Origin of the sequence: Pantoea sp. SS70 (assembly GCF_029866845.1) — a bacterium.
GTDB classification, from domain to species: domain Bacteria; phylum Pseudomonadota; class Gammaproteobacteria; order Enterobacterales; family Enterobacteriaceae; genus Pantoea; species Pantoea leporis.
The window spans coordinates 2,988,997-3,007,234 of record NZ_CP117199.1 but is presented as its reverse complement, the minus strand read 5'-3'; the positions used below and the strand labels follow the sequence as shown (position 1 = coordinate 3,007,234).

At 56.7% G+C, this 18,238-nt stretch carries 18 protein-coding genes; 8 read left to right on the top strand and 10 right to left on the bottom strand.

The window, feature by feature from the left end:
• Nucleotides 1-163: 163 nt before the first annotated feature.
• Together PO881_RS13905 and narQ are read right to left on the bottom strand one after the other, a co-directional pair.
• The gene (locus tag PO881_RS13905) at nt 164-796 is read right to left on the bottom strand and encodes a response regulator (RefSeq protein ID WP_280171949.1); all 633 of its coding nucleotides are present in this window, start codon (nt 794-796) and stop codon (nt 164-166) included.
• A 109-nt stretch (nt 797-905) separates the two neighbouring features.
• Nucleotides 906-2,594, bottom strand: a complete 1,689-nt coding sequence (gene narQ / locus PO881_RS13900; RefSeq protein WP_280171948.1) for a nitrate/nitrite two-component system sensor histidine kinase NarQ — start codon at nt 2,592-2,594, stop codon at nt 906-908.
• 244 nt (nt 2,595-2,838) lie between these two features.
• Between narQ and PO881_RS13895 the strand changes: the two genes are divergently transcribed.
• The 8 genes from PO881_RS13895 (at nt 2,839) to nudK (ending at nt 10,121) form a co-directional block, all read left to right on the top strand.
• Nucleotides 2,839-3,111: a YdgH/BhsA/McbA-like domain containing protein gene (locus tag PO881_RS13895; RefSeq protein ID WP_101763534.1), complete on the top strand. Its 273-nt coding sequence runs from the start codon at nt 2,839-2,841 to the stop codon at nt 3,109-3,111.
• Between the two features lie 279 nt (nt 3,112-3,390).
• Nucleotides 3,391-4,893, top strand: a complete 1,503-nt coding sequence (gene ansP, locus PO881_RS13890; protein ID WP_101763535.1) for an L-asparagine permease — start codon at nt 3,391-3,393, stop codon at nt 4,891-4,893.
• Nucleotides 4,894-5,057: 164 nt separating this feature from the next.
• Nucleotides 5,058-5,528 (top strand): ferredoxin-type protein NapF, encoded by a 471-nt coding sequence (gene napF / locus PO881_RS13885; RefSeq protein ID WP_192233061.1) that lies wholly within the window; start codon nt 5,058-5,060, stop codon nt 5,526-5,528.
• Entirely contained in the window at nt 5,518-5,796 is a 279-nt protein-coding gene (locus PO881_RS13880) for a chaperone NapD (protein WP_176971097.1), read from the top strand. Before napF ends, PO881_RS13880 begins: the two co-directional genes overlap by 11 nt.
• Nucleotides 5,793-8,279, top strand: coding sequence for a nitrate reductase catalytic subunit NapA (gene napA, locus PO881_RS13875; RefSeq protein WP_280171947.1), 2,487 nt, complete (start codon nt 5,793-5,795; stop codon nt 8,277-8,279). Before PO881_RS13880 ends, napA begins: the two co-directional genes overlap by 4 nt.
• An 11-nt stretch (nt 8,280-8,290) precedes the next feature.
• Nucleotides 8,291-8,722: a nitrate reductase cytochrome c-type subunit gene (gene napB, locus PO881_RS13870; protein WP_280171946.1), complete on the top strand. Its 432-nt coding sequence runs from the start codon at nt 8,291-8,293 to the stop codon at nt 8,720-8,722.
• Nucleotides 8,723-8,729: 7 nt separating this feature from the next.
• Nucleotides 8,730-9,314, top strand: coding sequence for a cytochrome c-type protein NapC (napC, locus tag PO881_RS13865; protein WP_280172904.1), 585 nt, complete (start codon nt 8,730-8,732; stop codon nt 9,312-9,314).
• Between the two features lie 228 nt (nt 9,315-9,542).
• Entirely contained in the window at nt 9,543-10,121 is a 579-nt protein-coding gene (nudK, locus tag PO881_RS13860) for a GDP-mannose pyrophosphatase NudK (protein ID WP_101763541.1), read from the top strand.
• 103 nt (nt 10,122-10,224) lie between these two features.
• Here nudK and PO881_RS13855 read toward each other — a convergent pair whose 3' ends face one another.
• Genes PO881_RS13855 through PO881_RS13820 form a run of 8 tightly spaced genes read right to left on the bottom strand, consistent with a single transcriptional unit; the run spans nt 10,225 to nt 18,151 of the window.
• The gene (locus PO881_RS13855; RefSeq protein WP_101763542.1) at nt 10,225-11,187 is read right to left on the bottom strand and encodes a ribokinase; all 963 of its coding nucleotides are present in this window, start codon (nt 11,185-11,187) and stop codon (nt 10,225-10,227) included.
• A complete protein-coding gene (gene alsK, locus PO881_RS13850) occupies nt 11,187-12,080 on the bottom strand; it encodes an allose kinase (RefSeq protein WP_280171945.1) in 894 nt (297 codons plus the stop codon). Before alsK ends, PO881_RS13855 begins: the two co-directional genes overlap by 1 nt.
• Entirely contained in the window at nt 12,077-12,769 is a 693-nt protein-coding gene (alsE, locus tag PO881_RS13845) for a D-allulose 6-phosphate 3-epimerase (RefSeq protein ID WP_061717928.1), read from the bottom strand. The genes alsK and alsE overlap by 4 nt, the downstream gene beginning before the upstream one ends.
• Nucleotides 12,769-13,818 (bottom strand): ABC transporter permease, encoded by a 1,050-nt coding sequence (locus PO881_RS13840; RefSeq protein ID WP_110866505.1) that lies wholly within the window; start codon nt 13,816-13,818, stop codon nt 12,769-12,771. Before PO881_RS13840 ends, alsE begins: the two co-directional genes overlap by 1 nt.
• A 16-nt stretch (nt 13,819-13,834) precedes the next feature.
• Complete coding sequence (locus PO881_RS13835; protein WP_277973941.1) at nt 13,835-14,824, bottom strand: ABC transporter permease; 990 nt, start codon at nt 14,822-14,824, stop codon at nt 13,835-13,837.
• Entirely contained in the window at nt 14,817-16,322 is a 1,506-nt protein-coding gene (locus tag PO881_RS13830) for a sugar ABC transporter ATP-binding protein (protein ID WP_110866694.1), read from the bottom strand. Before PO881_RS13830 ends, PO881_RS13835 begins: the two co-directional genes overlap by 8 nt.
• Before the next feature lie 2 nt (nt 16,323-16,324).
• On the bottom strand, nt 16,325-17,308 hold the full coding sequence (locus PO881_RS13825; protein ID WP_110866506.1) for a substrate-binding domain-containing protein: 984 nt from the start codon (nt 17,306-17,308) through the stop codon (nt 16,325-16,327).
• 12 nt (nt 17,309-17,320) lie between these two features.
• Nucleotides 17,321-18,151 carry a DeoR/GlpR family DNA-binding transcription regulator gene (locus tag PO881_RS13820; RefSeq protein WP_101763547.1) on the bottom strand — a complete coding sequence of 277 codons (831 nt, stop codon included), beginning with the start codon at nt 18,149-18,151 and terminating at the stop codon, nt 17,321-17,323.
• Between the last annotated feature and the right edge of the window lie 87 nt (nt 18,152-18,238).

Genomic DNA, 18,238 nt, shown 5'->3' with positions numbered 1-18,238 from the left:
CTTTTATTATGATGAGCGCGATGCGCGGACGGCGTCACGCTGGCGGAGTGCAAACTGCTCTCTCGAAAGACTCCTGCTGCAGACACTCTACGCGGCACAAATTAGAGAATCGTGAGTAAATTATGGAGAAAGTGTAAATATAGTGACGGTTTTTTGTGCGCGACTACAGATGTCGGCTTTCGAGCCACAGTACCGTAGCGGCAACGCGCGAACGGACATCCAGCTTGCGCAGCAGGTTGCGAATGTGCACTTTTACCGTCTCTTCGGAGATATGCAAGGTGGCAGCAATTTCCTTATTCGATAAGCCACGCGCCACTTCCTGCAGTACATCCAGTTCGCGTTCGGTGAGCTGTTTGAACGGGTTTGACGTCGGCTGGCGCGTCGCCAGATAATCGGCCACCACCTCGCTAAACACGTTTTCACCTTTAGCGCCGCGTATCACTTGCGCCAGCAGTAGTTCGGGTTCGCTGTCCTTGAGCAGATAGCCATCGGCACCGGCATCCACCATCGCATAAATATCACTGCGCGCATCGGAAACCGTCAGCACCAAAATGCGTGCGGCGATGCCTTCATTACGCAGCGCTTTCAGCGTGTCCAGTCCGGACATGCCTTTCATGTTGAGATCCAGCAGAATGACATCCGGCGACAAACGGCGTGCTTCGGCCAGCGCTTCAGTGCCATTATTGGCTTCCGCTACCACGTCCAGCCGGGGCTCCAGCGCCAGCAACTGGCGAATACCACGGCGCATCAGTGGATGATCGTCAACGATCATAATAGTCAGGGAAGGGTTAGCCATAATATCTCCAGTATCAAAGGCAACTTTCTTTCATTAACGCATCTGCCGTAGCGGCGCAGTTTATTGCGCGATAAATCGCGCCGCTACAGCAGGTGCGCTCTATAATCTGTCAGCTCAACCGGTGCGTCGGGCGCGGTGGAAAACGCAGCGTGACGCGCGTGCCTTGCGCCTGCGGGGTGATCATCAGCGTGCCGGATAATCGCGCGGCGCGCTCCGCCATGATGGTGAGACCATAATGTCCTGGCGGCTCTTCGAGGCTGCTGATGCCGCAGCCATCGTCTTCGATGGTCAGTAAGTGGTCCTCATCAGCGACACGCTGATAGTGAATCTGAATATTATGCGCCTGCGCATGGCGAATCGCGTTGAGCAGCGCTTCGCGCGCAATCTGCAGCACATGCACTTGCTGCTGCGCATCCAGCATCTGCAAGCCGGGCTGATAATCGAAGTCGATTGCCGCCTGCGATTGCTCCTGCAGCGGCGCAATCATCGCCTGCATCGCCTGCACCAAATCAGCCTGTTCGATGGTCAGACGGAAGGTGGTCAGCAGTTCGCGCAACTGCTGATAGGCTTCGGCCAGCGCGCGATCGAAATCAGCGATAATCGCCAGCGCCTGCGGTTGCGACCCATCGACATTGCGTCGCAGCAGCGCCAGCTGGATGCGCAGGAAAGAGAGCGACTGCGCCAGCGAATCGTGCAGTTCGCGCGCAATGGTGGCGCGCTCTTCTATTAATAGCATCTGCTGATACTGCTTTTGCGTCTGCCAAATCCACAGTGCGCGCGCCAGCATGTTCGCCAGGCTCTGCATCAGTTCGTCGGCGGGCGGTGCGCGGTGGGTTTGCCAGCACAGTTCGCCCAGCCGCTGCTCTTCCTGCATCAACGGCAAACGCTGCCAGCTCACCTCATCCGCCGCCACACCGGCCTGAAACTCAATCCCTTCGCTGATAATTTTCAGCACCGTCAGCGCTTCACGGCGCTGTACCAGACGCAGCAATCCCTGAAACAGTTCGGGATTGGGTGGGCTGCTGGTGAGAATTTGTGAGCTTTCATACAGTAGAGAAAGTGTGCGATTGGCCTGGGTGAGATCTTCGGTTTTATCACGCACCGCGCACTCCAGCAGGCGATAGTGCGAATGCAGCCGTTCGGCCATGGTAGTAAAAGCCTGCGCCAGCACGCCCAGTTCATTCGGCTGTTGCACCGGCAGCGGCGGAAAAGCGAAATTCGCCTGCTCAACATATTGGCTGGCGGTCACCAGCGCGTTGAGCGGTCGCACCACGTTGCGGCGGATAAAGCGAATCGTCCACAACGCCAGCGCCACAATCGCCAGAAAACCGAACAGGCTGCTGGCGGCCACCAGATGCATCTTCAGTTCAGCATAATGCTGTAATGCCAGCACGAAGCGGTCGATCTCGCTGACGTAGCCCGCGACACGCTGCTGGTAGATTTGTGCCCGCTTGGGCTGCAACGTTTCCTGCAGCATCGGCCAGCTGTGACGCAGATAGCGATAGCGGCTACTCACTTCAAGCGGTACCCACGCGCGCTCCAGATGCTGCAGCGCCGGGGATTCCAGCGTTTGCCGGTAAAGTTGGATGTGATGATTCAACTGCTGCGGATCGCGCGTGCTGTCCCACGCCAGACGATATATCTGCATGCGCAGCGATCCGGCGACATTCACCGCTTCGGCATCGCGCAGGCTGCTGGAAAGCGTCATCAGCGCCAGCCCGGTGGTCAACAGCGACAGCAGCACAATCACGCTGAGTGCGCGCGCAATGGTACGAGTAACGGGACGTTTCACAATCACAGTAATAACCCTTGTAAGAGCGGGGGATTATAGGGCAGCCGTGCGGTGACGGCGAGTGAGATCTCGTCACATCAGGTTACTTTTAACAGAGAAAACCCTTTCTCTTTACCTTTCTCTAAATAACCCGCGCTAAGCTGGCGAATTATTAAACGGCTTTACGGCTTGCTCAACCTGGTTTTCATTCCCTGCGTGATAATAAGTCCTGTAACGCTTAACCCTTAACGGAAGACAACAGGAGCATCACATGAAGAGACGTTATGCCGTTCTGACTGCTGCACTGCTTGCCACCGCAAGTTTCTCGACGCTGGCGGCCCAGCCCGTAAGCGCCACGCAAGCGCAAAACCTGCAAAGCGCGGGCACCGTTTCCATCAGCGGCGTACGCGGCTCGCTGGATGATGCAACGCGCCATCTGTCGCAAAAAGCGCAAGAGGAAGGTGCCAGCGGCTATCGTGTTATTGGTGTACAAACTCCGGGCGACTCCAGCCTGTGGAGCGGCACCGCAGAGATTTATCGTTAATTCCCTCCAGTAGTTATCCCTGTAGCCATCCCTTTACCGGTCAGCCCTCTGGCCGGTTTTTTTGTGCACCGCGACGGATTATTACAATTCATCTTGTGCAGCCTGGCGGTATTTTTTGCTTCGTTCTTGCAGAACGGGTAGGATTCATCGCCGTAAATTCCCAGCCCGCCACGCGACATCGTTCCGCCGCTGTGACACCGGGTTTTTACCCCATTTCGCACCGCCATACGCAATCGTTTGGTTACGCGGTGATTGATGGTCAGGACAAACAGGATAGCTATGAAATCAACTAAAAAAACCGCAGCCGAACAACGCGCTGCGAAAAGACGCTGGCTCAACTCGCACGACAGCGGTTACCACAAAGCAATGGGTAACCGCCAGGTACAAATGATCGCCATCGGCGGTGCTATCGGTACCGGTCTGTTCCTCGGTGCTGGCGCGCGCCTGCAAATGGCCGGTCCTGCACTGGCGCTGGTTTATCTGGTGTGCGGTATCTTCTCCTTCTTTATCCTCCGAGCGTTGGGCGAACTGGTGTTACATCGTCCTTCCAGCGGCAGCTTTGTTTCTTATGCGCGTGAATTCCTTGGGGAAAAAGCGTCTTACGTTGCGGGCTGGATGTATTTCGTTAACTGGGCGATGACCGGTATCGTCGATATCACCGCAGTCGCGCTTTATATGCACTATTGGGGCGCGTTTGGCGATGTGCCGCAGTGGGTGTTTGCGCTAGGCGCGCTGGCGATTGTCGGCACCATGAACATGATCGGCGTGAAGTGGTTCGCCGAGATGGAGTTCTGGTTCGCGCTGGTGAAAGTGCTGGCTATCGTGGTGTTCCTGATTGTCGGCGTGGTGTTCCTCGGCAGCGGTAAACCGCTGGACGGCAATACCACCGGCTTCCATCTGATCACCGATAACGGCGGTTTCTTCCCGCACGGCTTGCTGCCAGCGCTGGTGTTGGTGCAGGGCGTCGTGTTCGCCTTCGCCTCGATTGAGCTGGTAGGTACCGCAGCAGGCGAATGTAAAGATCCCAAGACCATGCTGCCAAAAGCCATCAACAGCGTGATCTGGCGTATCGGCCTGTTCTACGTCGGTTCCGTGGTGCTGCTGGTACTGCTGCTGCCGTGGAATGCCTATCAGGCGGGGCAAAGTCCGTTCGTGACCTTCTTCTCCAAACTGGGCGTGCCTTATATCGGTAGCGTAATGAACATCGTGGTGCTGAGCGCCGCGCTGTCGAGCCTCAACTCGGGTCTCTATTCCACCGGCCGTATTCTGCGCTCCATGTCGATGGGCGGTTCTGCGCCACAGTTTATGTCGAAGATGAGCAAGCAGCAGGTGCCGTATGCCGGCATTCTGGTCACCGTTGCCGTTTACATCATCGGCGTGGTGCTGAACTACTATGTGCCGTCGCAGGTGTTTGAAATCGTTCTGAACGTGGCGTCACTCGGCATCATCTCGTCGTGGGCCTTTATCGTGGTGTGCCAGATGCGTCTGCGCAAAGCGATCAAAGAGGGCAAAGCCGAAGATGTCAGCTTTAAGCTACCGTGGGCGCCGTTCACCTCCTGGTTGACGCTGCTGTTCCTGGTGAGCGTGCTGGTGCTGATGGCGTTCGACTATCCGAACGGCACTTACACCATCGCCTCGATTCCCCTGATTGCCGTGGTGCTCGTGCTGGGTTGGTTTGGCGTGCGCAAACGCGTTAATGCCGAAGCGATGAAAGAGCACGAACATCATGCTGACGACCAGGATGATGTATCGCCGAAACTGGCGGACGATAACGCGCGTTAATCGTAGCGATTCTCATCTTACGGGGGCCTTTTGGCCCCCGTTTTTATTTCAATTCCCCTTCACTTGATCCCACGTCGGGATTTACCCCTTTGGGGTGATATAGCCCTCTTTAGCGTCAGGTTATTTTACGCACCATCTCTCTTTCCCCCGTTTAAGGTGAACCGATGGCGCTGTCGCGACGTGAACTCTTTACCGGGCAGCGCGTAGCGTCTGCTGACGGCATCGCTTTGCCATGGTGGCGGGGAGAGAAGGGTTGTGATGGCTGCGGCACATGCGTCTCGGCCTGCGAAACCCACATCATCCGCCTGGCTGCCGGTGAAGTGCCGCACCTCGATTTTCTGCAGGGTGAATGCACGTTTTGCGCCGCGTGCGTGGACGCTTGCCCGCAGCCGCTATTCCACGCGCGTGAAACCGAGCCGTTTCCACAGCGCATTCGCATCGACAACCGCTGCATCACCTTCCTTGGCGTGAACTGCCGCAGCTGTCAGGAGAGTTGTGAACAGCAAGCCATCCGTTTCCAGCTGATGCCGAACGGCATCGCACAGCCTGAAACCCTTCCGCAGCATTGCACCGGTTGCGGCGCCTGCATCGCGCCTTGCCCGGTCTCAGCCACAGGATTACATCATGAACCATGAAAACAGTTGGCACGTCTGCGGCCTGGTGATTCAGGCACGGCCGGCGTCGATTCCCGCCGTAAAAAGTGCGCTGCTGGCCTTTGCCGATTGCGACATCGCCGCGGAAGACGCCGCGCGCGGCACGCTGGCGGTGACGCTGGGTGCCGCGGATAGCGCCGCGCTGCTGCGCAATATTGAAGAGAGCCGCAACATCGCTGGCGTGTTGGCGGTATCGCTGGTGTATCACCAGCAAGACGAAATTGAAGAACCTTGTAAGGAAGCATCATGAGCATAAGTCGTCGTGATTTTATGAAGGCCAATGCGGCGGCTGCTGCTGCAACGGCTGCAGGACTCACCATTCCCACCGTCGCCAAAGCCGCGACCTCATTGGCTGCGCCAATTCGCTGGGAAAAAGCGCCGTGCCGATTCTGCGGCACCGGCTGTGGCGTGCTGGTTGGCACCCAGGATGGCCGCGTAGTGGCGTCGCAGGGCGATCCGCAGGCAGAAGTGAACCGCGGTCTGAACTGTATCAAAGGCTATTTCCTGCCGAAGATCATGTACGGGAAAGATCGTCTGACCCAGCCGCTGCTGCGCATGACCGACGGTAAATATGCCAAAGAGGGCGAGTTCACCCCGGTCAGCTGGGATCAAGCCTTCGACATCATGGAAGAGAAGTTCAAAGCGGCGCTGAAAGCCAACGGCCCGGATTCGGTCGGCATGTTCGGTTCCGGTCAGTGGACGGTGTGGGAAGGTTATGCGGCCTCCAAGCTGATGAAAGCCGGTTTCCGCACCAACAACCTCGATCCCAATGCGCGTCACTGCATGGCTTCAGCGGTGGTTGGCTTTATGCGCACCTTCGGCATGGACGAACCGATGGGCTGCTACGACGACATCGAGCAGGCCGACGCTTTTGTGCTGTGGGGCTCCAACATGGCGGAGATGCATCCGATTCTCTGGTCACGTATCACCGCGCGTCGTCTCAGCAGTGAGAATGTCAAAGTGGCGGTGCTTTCCACCTATCGTCATCGCAGTTTTGAGCTGGCCGACAACGCGATGGTGTTCACACCGCAGAGCGATCTGGCGATCCTCAACTTCATCGCCAACTACATTATTCAGAACAACAAGGTCGATAAAACCTTCCTGCAGAATCACGTTACGCTACGCAAAGGTGTGACCGACATCGGTTACGGTTTGCGCCCCACCGATCCGCGTCAGGCTTCAGCGAAGAACCCGGACAGCGGCGAATCCACGCCGATGAGCTTTGACGAATTTGCGAAGTTTGTCTCTGAGTACACGGTGGAAAAAGCCAGCGCAATGAGCGGTGTGGAGAAAGATCAACTCATCGCCCTCGCCGAGCTGTATGCCGATCCGAAAGTCAACGTGGTGTCGTACTGGACCATGGGCTTCAACCAGCATACGCGCGGTGTGTGGGCTAATAACCTGTGCTACAACCTGCACTTATTGACCGGCAAAATTTCACGTCCGGGCACCGGTCCGTTCTCGCTCACCGGCCAGCCATCGGCGTGCGGTACGGCGCGTGAAGTCGGCACCTTCTCGCACCGTTTACCGGCGGACATGGTGGTTAATAATGACAAACACCGCGCTACCGCCGAGAAGCTGTGGAAGCTGCCGCAGGGCACGGTGCCGGCCAAAATTGGTTTGCACGCCGTGGCGCAGGATCGCGCGCTGAAAGATGGCAAGCTCAACGCCTACTGGGTGATGTGTAACAACAACATGCAGGCCGGTCCCAACCTGACGCAGGAGCGTATGCCGGGCTGGCGCGATGAGCGCAACTTCATCGTGGTTTCCGATCCCTATCCCACCGTCAGCGCCTTGTCGGCTGACCTGATTCTGCCCACTGCGATGTGGGTGGAGAAAGAGGGCGCGTATGGCAATGCCGAGCGTCGCACTCAGTTCTGGCATCAGCAGGTGAAAGCGCCGGGCGACGCAAAATCCGATCTGTGGCAGCTGGTGAATTTCTCCAAACGTTTCAAGGTAGCGGAAGTGTGGCCGGAAGCGCTGCTGGCGCAGAATCCGGAGCTGCGCGACAAAACGCTGTTTGATGTGCTGTACGCCAATGGCCAGGTCAACCAATTCCCACTGAGTGAAGTGGCAGATGATCAGTTGAATGATGAAGCGCGCGAGTTTGGTTTCTACATCCAGAAAGGCTTGTTCGAGGAGTACGCCAGCTTTGGTCGCGGTCACGGCCACGATCTTGCGCCGTTCGATGCTTACCATCAGGCGCGCGGCCTGCGCTGGCCGGTGGTGGATGGCAAAGAGACGCGCTGGCGCTATCGCGAAGGTTACGACAGCTACGTCAAAGCCGGTGAAGGCGTGCGTTTCTACGGCAAGCCGGATGGTAAAGCCACCATTTTCGCGCTGCCCTACGAAGCGCCAGCCGAATCGCCGGATGAAGAGTACGACCTGTGGTTCTGTACCGGTCGCGTGCTGGAACACTGGCACACCGGCACCATGACGCGTCGCGTGCCGGAGCTGCACCGCGCAGTGCCGCAGGCGCTACTCTATATACATCCGCTGGATGCCAAAGAGCGCAATTTCCGTCGCGGCGAGAAAGTCCGCGTGGTGTCGCGTCGTGGCGAAACCCTTGCCACCGTGGAAACGCGCGGTCGCAATCAGCCGCCCAAAGGTCTGGTATTTATGCCGTTCTTTGATGCGGGCGTGCTGGCCAACAACGTCACGCTGGACGCCACCGATCCGCTGTCGAAGCAGACCGATTACAAAAAATGCGCCGTCAAGCTGGTTAAAATTTAAGGCAGGATGCAATGAAACCCTTAATCACACTTGTTACTTTAGCCGCCCTGATACTGGGCGGCACGGTTTACGCCCACAACGGCGTCGATCTCAATCAGTCACCGGAAGTGACGGCCACGCAGCAGGGCACCATTCATCAGCCCAAAGAGCAGAGCCGCAAGCCGTTGAACTACGTGAATCAGCCGCCGGTGATCCCGCATAGCGTCGATGGCTATCAGGTGACGAAAAACGTGAACCGTTGTCTGCAGTGTCACGGCACGCAGAGCTATCTCACCACCGGCGCGCCACGCGTTAGCCCAACGCACTTCACCGATCGCGATGGACTGGTGAGCAGCACCGTGTCGCCGCGTCGCTACTTCTGCCTGCAGTGTCACGTACCGCAAACCGATGCCAAACCGGTGGTGGAAAACACCTTCAAACCGGCTGACGGCTTCGGTAAGTGAGGACATGATGAAAGAGAAACTTCTGCGCATCTGGCGCTGGTGGCGGCGTCCGAGCCGTCTGGCGCTCGGTACGCTACTGACTCTGGGCTTTGCTGGCGGCATCATTTTCTGGGGCGGCTTCAACACCGCAATGGAGATGACCAACCGCGAGCAGTTCTGTATCGGCTGCCATGAGATGCGTAATAACGTCTATCAGGAATATATGCAGACGGTGCACTACAACAACCGCAGCGGCGTGCGCGCCACCTGTCCGGATTGTCACGTGCCGCACGAGTGGGGCCCGAAAATGCTGCGTAAGATCCAGGCGAGCAAAGAGGTGTATGCCAAGATTTTCGGCATCATTGATACGCCGCAAAAGTTCGAGGATCATCGCATCAAGCTGGCGCAAAACGAGTGGCGCAGGATGAAAAACAATAATTCGCAGGAGTGTCGTAACTGCCACAACTTCGATTATATGGATTTCACCGCGCAGAAAACCGTCGCCGCGAAGATGCACAGCAAAGCAGTTGAGGAAGGGAAAACCTGTATCGATTGCCACAAAGGTATCGCGCACCATCTGCCCGATATGAAAGACCAACCCAACGGTTTTTGAGGCCTAACAACGCGGCATAAATTGGCGTAATGCCGATCACTACCGCAGCGCATCAAACCACTGCACAATCCGTAGCGGCGCGATTTAACGCGCAACCCATTGCGCCGCTACAATCTGTGCACTGAGTCAGGAGCGCCCATCACGGCGACCGGCCTCACAATTCAGATAGTTTTCCCCACCGCTTCGGCCTATCATCTCAGGCTCCCTCAATTTAGCAGTGGAGCGGTTATGTCGTTAAAGATCAACATCATCAAAGACAAGTTGCTGTCAGAAAACTGGTTTGTGCTGCGCAACTTCACCTACGAACTCACCCGCAACAACGGCGAAGTCGTGCGCCATAAGCGAGAAGTGTACGATCGCGGAAACGGTGCCACCATCCTGCTGTACAACACTGAAAAAAATAGCGTGCTGCTGGTGCGTCAGTTCCGCATTGCCACTTATGTCAATGGCAATGAAAGTGGCGAACTGATTGAGACCTGCGCCGGGCTGCTGGATGACGACTCGCCGGAAGATTGCATCCGCAAAGAAGCGATAGAAGAGACCGGCTATCAGGTGGGTAAGGTCGATAAAGTTTTTGAAGCCTACATGTCGCCGGGCGGCGTGACTGAACTGATCCACTTCTTCGCCGCGGAATACAGCGATGCACAGCGCGCCAACAAGGGCGGTGGCGTTGAGGATGAAGAGATTACCGTGCTGGAGCTGAGTTTCCCGGAGGCGCTGGCGATGGTGAAAGATGGCCGCATTCGTGACGGTAAAGCCATTATGCTGCTGCAGCATGCGCAGATCGCCGGTTGGTTGCAGGCGTAGTTTTGACCGTAGCGGCGCAATTTATTGCGCTCTTTTGACCTTTTCATCGAGGTGAAAATGCGCAATAAATTGCGCCGCTACAGCAATGTGTGGCCATCTTGCCTTACACACACTCTCCCAACGTTTCCGGGACACATTGCGGATACGCCTGCAGTCTTGCCAGTGCTTCGGCATACGAAGGCATCGAGTGCGCTGCACCGGAGCGTTCCACACACAGCGAAGCATAAGCTGAAGCAAACAGCGCCGCCTGTGGCAGTTCATCGCCGGAAGCCAGCCGCGCCGCCAGTGCGCCATTAAACGCATCGCCCGCGCCGGTGGTATCCAGCGGCTGAGCCGGAAACAGCGGAATACGCAGCGGTGGCTGGTCAGCTACTGACAGCAACGCACCGCAAACCCCCAACGTAATAATCACCTGACGCGCCCCTTTGCGATGCAGCTTCTCTGCCGCTTGCTGCGCGCTGGCGAAGTCGGTGACCTTCACGCCGGTCAGCTGCATCGCTTCGGTACTGTTAGGTGTCAGCAAATCCACTTTTGCCAGCAGCGCATCGGTGACTTTTTGCCAGGGCGCGGGATTCATAATCACAAAGGTGCCGCCGGCGCGCGCGTTGTCGATCATGCGCTGGATGGCGCTGAGATTATTCTCCAGCTGCACCAGCAGAATATCGGCTGCCGCAACGGTGGGTTGGCAGCGCGTCACCTCGGCGGCCGTTACGGTGGTGTTCGCGCCGGGATAGACCGAAATCATGTTCTCGGCATCGTCCCCGGCGACATAAATCAGCGCATTGCCGGTCGGTTTCTCCTTGCAGGTAAACAAGGTGATGGCATCGAAACCGGTCTTTTCCAGATGGCGACGCGCAAACATGCCGAAGTCATCATTACCAATCTTACCGATATAGTGCACGCGCGCGCCGGCGCGCAGCGCGGCCGTCGCCTGATTCGCGCCTTTGCCGCCCGGTCCCATCATGCTGGTATGGGCGGTGAGCGATTCGCCCGGCATCGGAAAGCGGTTCATTACCGCGACTACGTCGAGGTTGAACGAGCCAAACACACACACTTTTCCTTTCATCATACACTCCTGAACAGACGTTCGGCGGCTAAACAGGCACCGCGACAACCGGTGTGGTCGGTGGATTGGCTAAACACGATCTTCAAACCCTCACGCGTGGCGGGTGGACGAAGATGCTGCTGAATCTGGCTGCGCAGCTGTGCCAGCGGGAAGTCCGCCATCGCCAGCACGCCGCCGCCCAGAATCAGGTATTCCGGATCGAGTATGTTCATCTCGGTGGCAATCAGTTGCGCCAGCCGCTGTACAAAAGCCTGCAGCTCCGGATGCTCACGATGCTGGGTAAACAGCGCCGACATGTTGGTTTCCGGCACATGGGTGCTCGCCCAGCGACTCAGCCAATGGCCCGACGTCACGGTTTCCGCACAGCCACGATTGCCGCACGGGCAGGGCAGATCGTTGCCGGCAACAGGCACATGACCAAGCTCACCCGCGCCACCGTGTTGACCATGATAAAACTGGCCGTTAAGCCACAGGCTGTTGCCCATGCCGGTGCCGGGATACAAACCCACCGCGCTGTCTGGCAGCTGCTCCAGCTGCAGTAAATCCCACAGCATCAGATGATTAACATCTTTGTCCATCGCCACCGGTACGCCAAGGCGTTCGGTGAGCCGCGCGGCAACCGGTTGCTGGTCCAGCGCCTGAATAAACGGCAGCGAAATCACCTGCTGGCGGTCACGGCTGAGAATGCCGGGTAATCCGAGCATCACGCCGCTAACCGGCTGCTGCTCCAGCGTTTCGCTGATTAACTGGCCCAACGCGTAAAGTGCATCAGGCTGCTGCGCCCAGCTGGCCGTCGGCACTTTACGGAAGCTCGACCAAACGCGCTCCTCTTCCATCAGCTGCAGACGTGTGCCGGTGCCGCCAATGTCGATACCGAGCCAGCATTTTTTCATGCGGATACCTGCGCCAATCCCTGAGCCTCATCAATGCTTTCGCGCATCATATTCCAGGCGGTTTCCAGGTCGTCGTGAATATTGAACAGGCCGGAGGTGCCGACAATCAGCACTTCTGCGCCCGCACCGACCAGCGTGTTATAAGTGCGTGTATTGCAGGAACCGTCGATCTCAATCAGATATTGATAGCCGTTGGCCTGCTTCAGCGCTTTCAGCTCTTGCACCTTCTGCACCATTTCCGGAATAAACGGTTGTCCGGCGTAGCCGGGATCCACCGTCATCACGGTGATCTTATCCACCAAATGAATGTAGTGGTGGATAAAGGAGACCGGCGTAGCGGGGTTAAGCACCACACCCACTTTCTTGCCGAAGCTGCGGATCATATTAATCACCCGGAATGCATCGCGGTTGATGGTTTCGGCGTGCGGGCAGATGTAATCGGCACCCGCTTTGGCAATCACTTCTATGAAATCGGTAGGCTGCTCGACCATCAAATGCACATCCAGCGCCACTTTGGTGAACGGGCGAATCTGCTCAATAAAGAACGGCGACAGCGTGATATTTTTCACGTAGTGACCATCCATAATGTCGATATGCAGGAAGTCGGCGCGGGAGTCCAGCACGGCGAGCTGGTGCTTGATCTCCATCAGATTCATACACATCAACGACGGGGAGACTTGAATACGCATCATACTTCCTTTTTTTCGGTCAAAGGGTTAAGCGCCGCCGCCAGTTTGCTGAGCTTGACGGCACGATGTTCGTTAAAGCGAGTTTTGAATTGTTTGAAGGCCAACACCACAATCAGCACCGCGCCCCACATTGCCAGGCTAACGTGCTGGCTGATGTTCATCAGGTTGAAGCCGGTGGAGAGCACTTGCAGGGCGATCAGCGCCAGCACCACGCCGGTCACGCGACCAAAGCCGCCATTCGGGTCGGTGCCGCCAAGGATAATGGCCAGCACCGTCAGCAGCAGATACGCATCGCCGTAACCCATACGCGCCGAGTTGAAGCGCGCCATCATGATCAAACCGGCCAACACGCACAGCAGGCTGGAGATGACGTACACCAGAATCACCATGCGATGCGTATTGATGCCGCTAAACCAGGTGGCGTTGATGTTGCTGCCGCCCATATAGATGCATTTACCGGCGCGGGTTTTGCCGAGGAACAGCGCCAGCAGCGCGGCGGCAAACAGGAACACCCACAGCGGCAGCGGAACGCCGAGCAGCGTGTTGGAACCGAGCGCCTGCACCACCGACGGCATGCCGCTGACGGCCGCGCCTTTGGTCAGCCAGATGCCGATGCCGTTCAGCGTCATCATGGTCGCCAGCGTCACCAGAATCGGGTGCGCACCGATGCGCGTTACCATCACGCCGGTAATCACGCCAATCAGCGCGGCAATCAGCATCGCGCCGATGATGGCGATGAACAGCCACAACAGTTGCATACCGGTTCCCGCATCGGCGGGCAGGGCGCGCATCAGCGTCCAGGCGATAAACAGCGCCGTCAGGTTGGCGGTGGCGATGATTGCCAGATTCAGTCCGCCGCTGAGAATGGCGATAAACATCGCCAGCGTCAGCAAGCCCAGCTCGGGCAGCTGAAATGCCATACTCATAAAGGTCGAATCAGTGAGAAAGCGGCCCGGCAACATGACGGTAAAGATCGCCAGCGCCAGCGCGATTAACAGCATCAGGCCGATATTGGTGCCGTCCGGACGCAGAGCAGAGAGTGATTTCATGTTGATGCGGCTCCCGTTAGACGAAACTGACATCAGTTTCTTTACGTTTTTTGTAGTGAGTCACGGCGATAGCCACCATGATCACGCCGCCCACCACGATGTTCATGAAGTAGTTGGAGACGCCAATCAGGTTGAGGCCGTTCTTCAGGATGGCGATAAGAAAGACACCCATCAGCGTGCCGCTCACCGTGCCTTTGCCGCCCATCAGGCTGGCACCGCCCAGCACCGTGGCGGCCAGCACATCCAGCTCGCCGCCGACCAGCGCATTTGGCACCACTTCGCCCATGCGATAGACCTGCACCAAGCCGCCAATCGCCGCCATGGCACCCAGCCAGCCATAGGCGAAGACATGAATCAGACCGACGCGAATACCGATGCGGCGCGCCGATTCCGCATCGCCGCCCACCGCATACAGTTGGCGACCGAGATTGGTTTTGTTCAGCAGCAGCGCGGTGAGTCCGGCAATCACCAGCATGGTCACCAGCGGCAAGCCAATCTGGAAGCTGTTACCTTGCCAGGTGAATGGCAGCACGCTGCGCAGCGTGATCCACCAGTCCGGCAGCGAATAGAGGCTTTTGCCGCCGGTTACCCACATCAACATGCCAAACAGCAGCGACTGCATGCTGATGGTGATGATGATCGAGACGACGCGCAGCGTGGTGATCAGCAGGGCGTTGATCACGCCAAACAGCGTGCCGCACACCACCGCCAGCAGGATGCTGAGCAGGGCGTTATCAAACTGGAACTGCACAAACAGCGAGGCGATCAGGTATTGCACCACCGACGCCACCGCAGCAAAGGAGATATCGATGCCGCCGGTCACCAGCACCACAAACAGGCCGAGGGCAAAGATGCCGGTCACGGCGTAGCTTTCTGCCAGATCCAGCAGGTTTTGCACCGTCAGGAACTGATCGCTGGCGGCAGAGAAAAACACAATGAACGCCAGCAAAACCCAGGCCAGCCAGCCCTGGCTGGAGCTCGGACGTAAACGAGAAAAATCAGGCATTGATCACCTCCGCCAGCTGCTGTTGCTCAACGGTATCGGGTTGGTATTCGGCATGAACGGTGCCATCACGGAAGTGCAGGATGCGGTCGCAGTTGTACCAAACCTCCGGCACTTCGTCGGAAATCAGGATGATCGACAAACCCTCTTTCGCCAGCAGATGAATCAGCTGATAGATGCTGGCTTTAGCGCCGACATCCACGCCAACGGTGGGCGAATCGAGAATCAGAATGCGCGGCTGGGTCAGCACCCATTTCGCCAGCACGATTTTCTGCTGGTTGCCGCCGGAGAGCGTGGAAATCGCCAGATTGGGATCGGCAACACGCACGCCAAGCTGCTGAATCCACTGCAGGATCAGCTTGTTCTTGCGGTATTCATCAATCAGGTGGAAACGGTTTTGCAGCTTGTCGAGGATCGGCAGCACCATGTTGTCGGCCACCGATTGTTGCTGCACCAAACCCAGGGTTAAGCGATCTTCGGAGACGTAGCCGATGCCGGCTTTGATCGCATCTTCGTGCCCACGGAATCGCACCGGTTTGCTGTCGAGCCAGATCTTGCCGCTGTCCGGTTTGGTCATGCCAAACAGCGACAGCGCCAGTTCGGTGCGGCCCGAGCCTAAAAGGCCGCACAGGCCCAGCACTTCGCCCTGATAGAGTTTGAAATTAACGTCATGGTATTGTCCGGCGCGCGTGAGTTTTTCGACTTCGAGGATCAGGCGATCGTCATGGCGCGTCGGCGTTTTCAGCTGATAGTCGAGCTTCAGGCCGGTCATCAGTTCGGTCAGATGGTGCGGCGTCATCGCTTTGGCGGGCCAGCAGCCCATTTTGCGGCCGTCGCGGATCACCGTCACGCGATCTGAGATCTCCAGCACTTCATCCAGTCGATGGCTGACAAACACCACGCAGATGTTTTTGTCTTTCAGGTAACGCACGGTGCGCAGCAGCTGATTCACTTCGGTGCGCGTCAGCGACGCCGTCGGCTCATCCATGATCACCAGCCGCGCATCGGCGACCAGCGCGCGGCAGATCGCCACTTGCTGACGCTGCGCAATTGACAGCGACGCCACTTTCTCATCGAGATCGAGTTCAAACTTCAGTTCATCAATGATGCGCTGCGCGGTTTCACGCAGTTTGGCTTTGCGATGCCAGCCGAGCAGGCTATTCAGGTTGTGCTCGAAGGCGATGTTTTCCGCCACGCTGAGGTTGGGGAACAGCGACAGATCCTGATAAATCACCTGGATGCCAAAGTCACGCGCCTGGCGAGTGGTCAGACGCGGAAAGCTCGGGCCGTCGCCCAGCGTGATGCGGCTGCCGCTATCCGGGGCGTGCACCCCGGAAATGACTTTGATTAAGGTGCTCTTGCCACAGCCGTTGGTGCCAGCGAGACAGTGCACTTCGCCAGCCAGTAAGGTCAGCGAGATATCGCTCAGTGCGCGGTTGCCACCAAATGTTTTCGACAGGTTGTCGAGCGCAATCAGCGTCTGTGGGATCACCTCATTCATCATTACAGCCCCATTTTCACCAGTTTTGGCAGGTTCTCTTTGTCCAGGCTTTCGGTGTTGTTGCCGAGGATGGTGTGGGTCGCCTCGTCAACTTTCACTTTGCCCAAACCCTCGATGGTCATTCCGTCGGTGATTGGCTCTTTCTTCTGCATCATGTCGGCGATACGTACGAACACTTCGCCTGCGGTTTGTGGATTCCAGATGTAGCCGCCTTTGATCGCGCCACGCTGCACCAGCGATGCGCCCTGGCCAGGACTAAAGGCGCCAATTACGCAGACCTGATCGATCTTGTTACGGTTCATCACCGCGCGACCGGCGCCAATCGGACCTTGTGAACCAAAGGCCATAATTCCTTTCAAATCCGGATACTTGGACATCAGTTCGTTAGTGGTGCGAATCGAGTCATCCAGCGATTCGCCGACGCCAAACTTGTCGGTGACCATCTGCATCTTCGGATAGTGTTCTTTCTGATAATTCAGCGCGGCGTCGGTCCACTGCTGGTGCAACGGCACGGTCAGGCTGCCGACGTACATGGCGTATTTGCCCTCTTCATGCATGCATTTCGCCAGCGCTTTCATATGGTTGATGCCGTGCGTCGGCGCATCCACCAGTTCGAAGTCCCAGTTAGCGCCTTTCTGATCCGGCGATTCGTGGGTGATCACTTCAATGCCAGCATCACGGGCGCGCTTCAGCACCGGTTCCAGCACTTTCGGGTCATTCGGCACCACGCCAATGATGTCGACCTTCTGGGCAATCAAATCTTCGATAGCGCGCACCTGCAGAGCCGGATCGGCCGCCGTTGGTCCCACCATCCAGGCGTCAATGCCGCGTTTCGCCGCTTCACTCTTGATGCCCGCTTCCATGGCGTTGAACCACGGAATACCGCCAATTTTCACCACGATGCCCATGCGTAATTTGTCAGCAGCCTGCGCGCCGGAGGCGGCAAACAGGGCGAGCAGAGAACAGGCGATAAGATGTTTTTTCATAAAGACTCCGATTTAATTTTTTATTAGCTGCATAGAATGGCTGCGCTGGGAGCAATCAATAATATTGACGCCGTTCCACGCTAATTCTTGTTCCAGCTCTTTGTCTTTTAATTGGTCAGTAATGAGAAAGTCCACATCGCGATAATGACAAATACGCGCGAATGAGGGCCGCAGGAATTTACTTCCGTCCAGCAGCAGATGTTTTCTTTCCGCTGCTAATAACATTTGCTGTTTTAAATGTGCGTTGTTTTCGTTACCTTCACGTAAATAACCGTCATTGCCTAAACTGCTACAGGAGAAAAAGATCTTATTGATCTGAAATTCTCTAAGCGGTTGCTCGGCGACGACGCCGTGGAAATCTTCATAACGGTCAGAATATTCTCCCCCCAGACAGATGGTGCGGATGCTGCCGCGCGCCGCAAGGGTTTGCACAATCCTGATGGAATTGGTTAATACCGTTAATTCAATATCCGGCAGCTGTCGCGCTAAATACCAGCAAGTGGTGCTGCTATCGAGTAATATACAATCGCCGGGGCTAATGAAATCGAGTGCGCGTTTGGCAATAGCCATTTTTGCATCAACATGTTCATTGACTCTCTGGCGGAAAGATAATTCATACTCGTTAACACCTCGCGTATTTCCCTGAATGTTGGCGGCCTGTCGTTTTGCTGGTACCGCACCACCGTGACTGCGTTGTAACAGACCACGTTTCTCCAGCTGCGTTAAATCACGCCGAATAGTTTCTTGTGAAACCTGACATAACGTGACTAATTCAGCGACAATGACCCGACCATTTAAATTTAATTCGTCAATAATTCGCTGCTGTCTTTCAATCGGCAACATAACTAACCTCCGATGGCTATAAATTACTGGATAGCGCATTTAGAAAGTGTGGGCTGCGCACGAGTCCACAGTCACCAAAACGCCTTA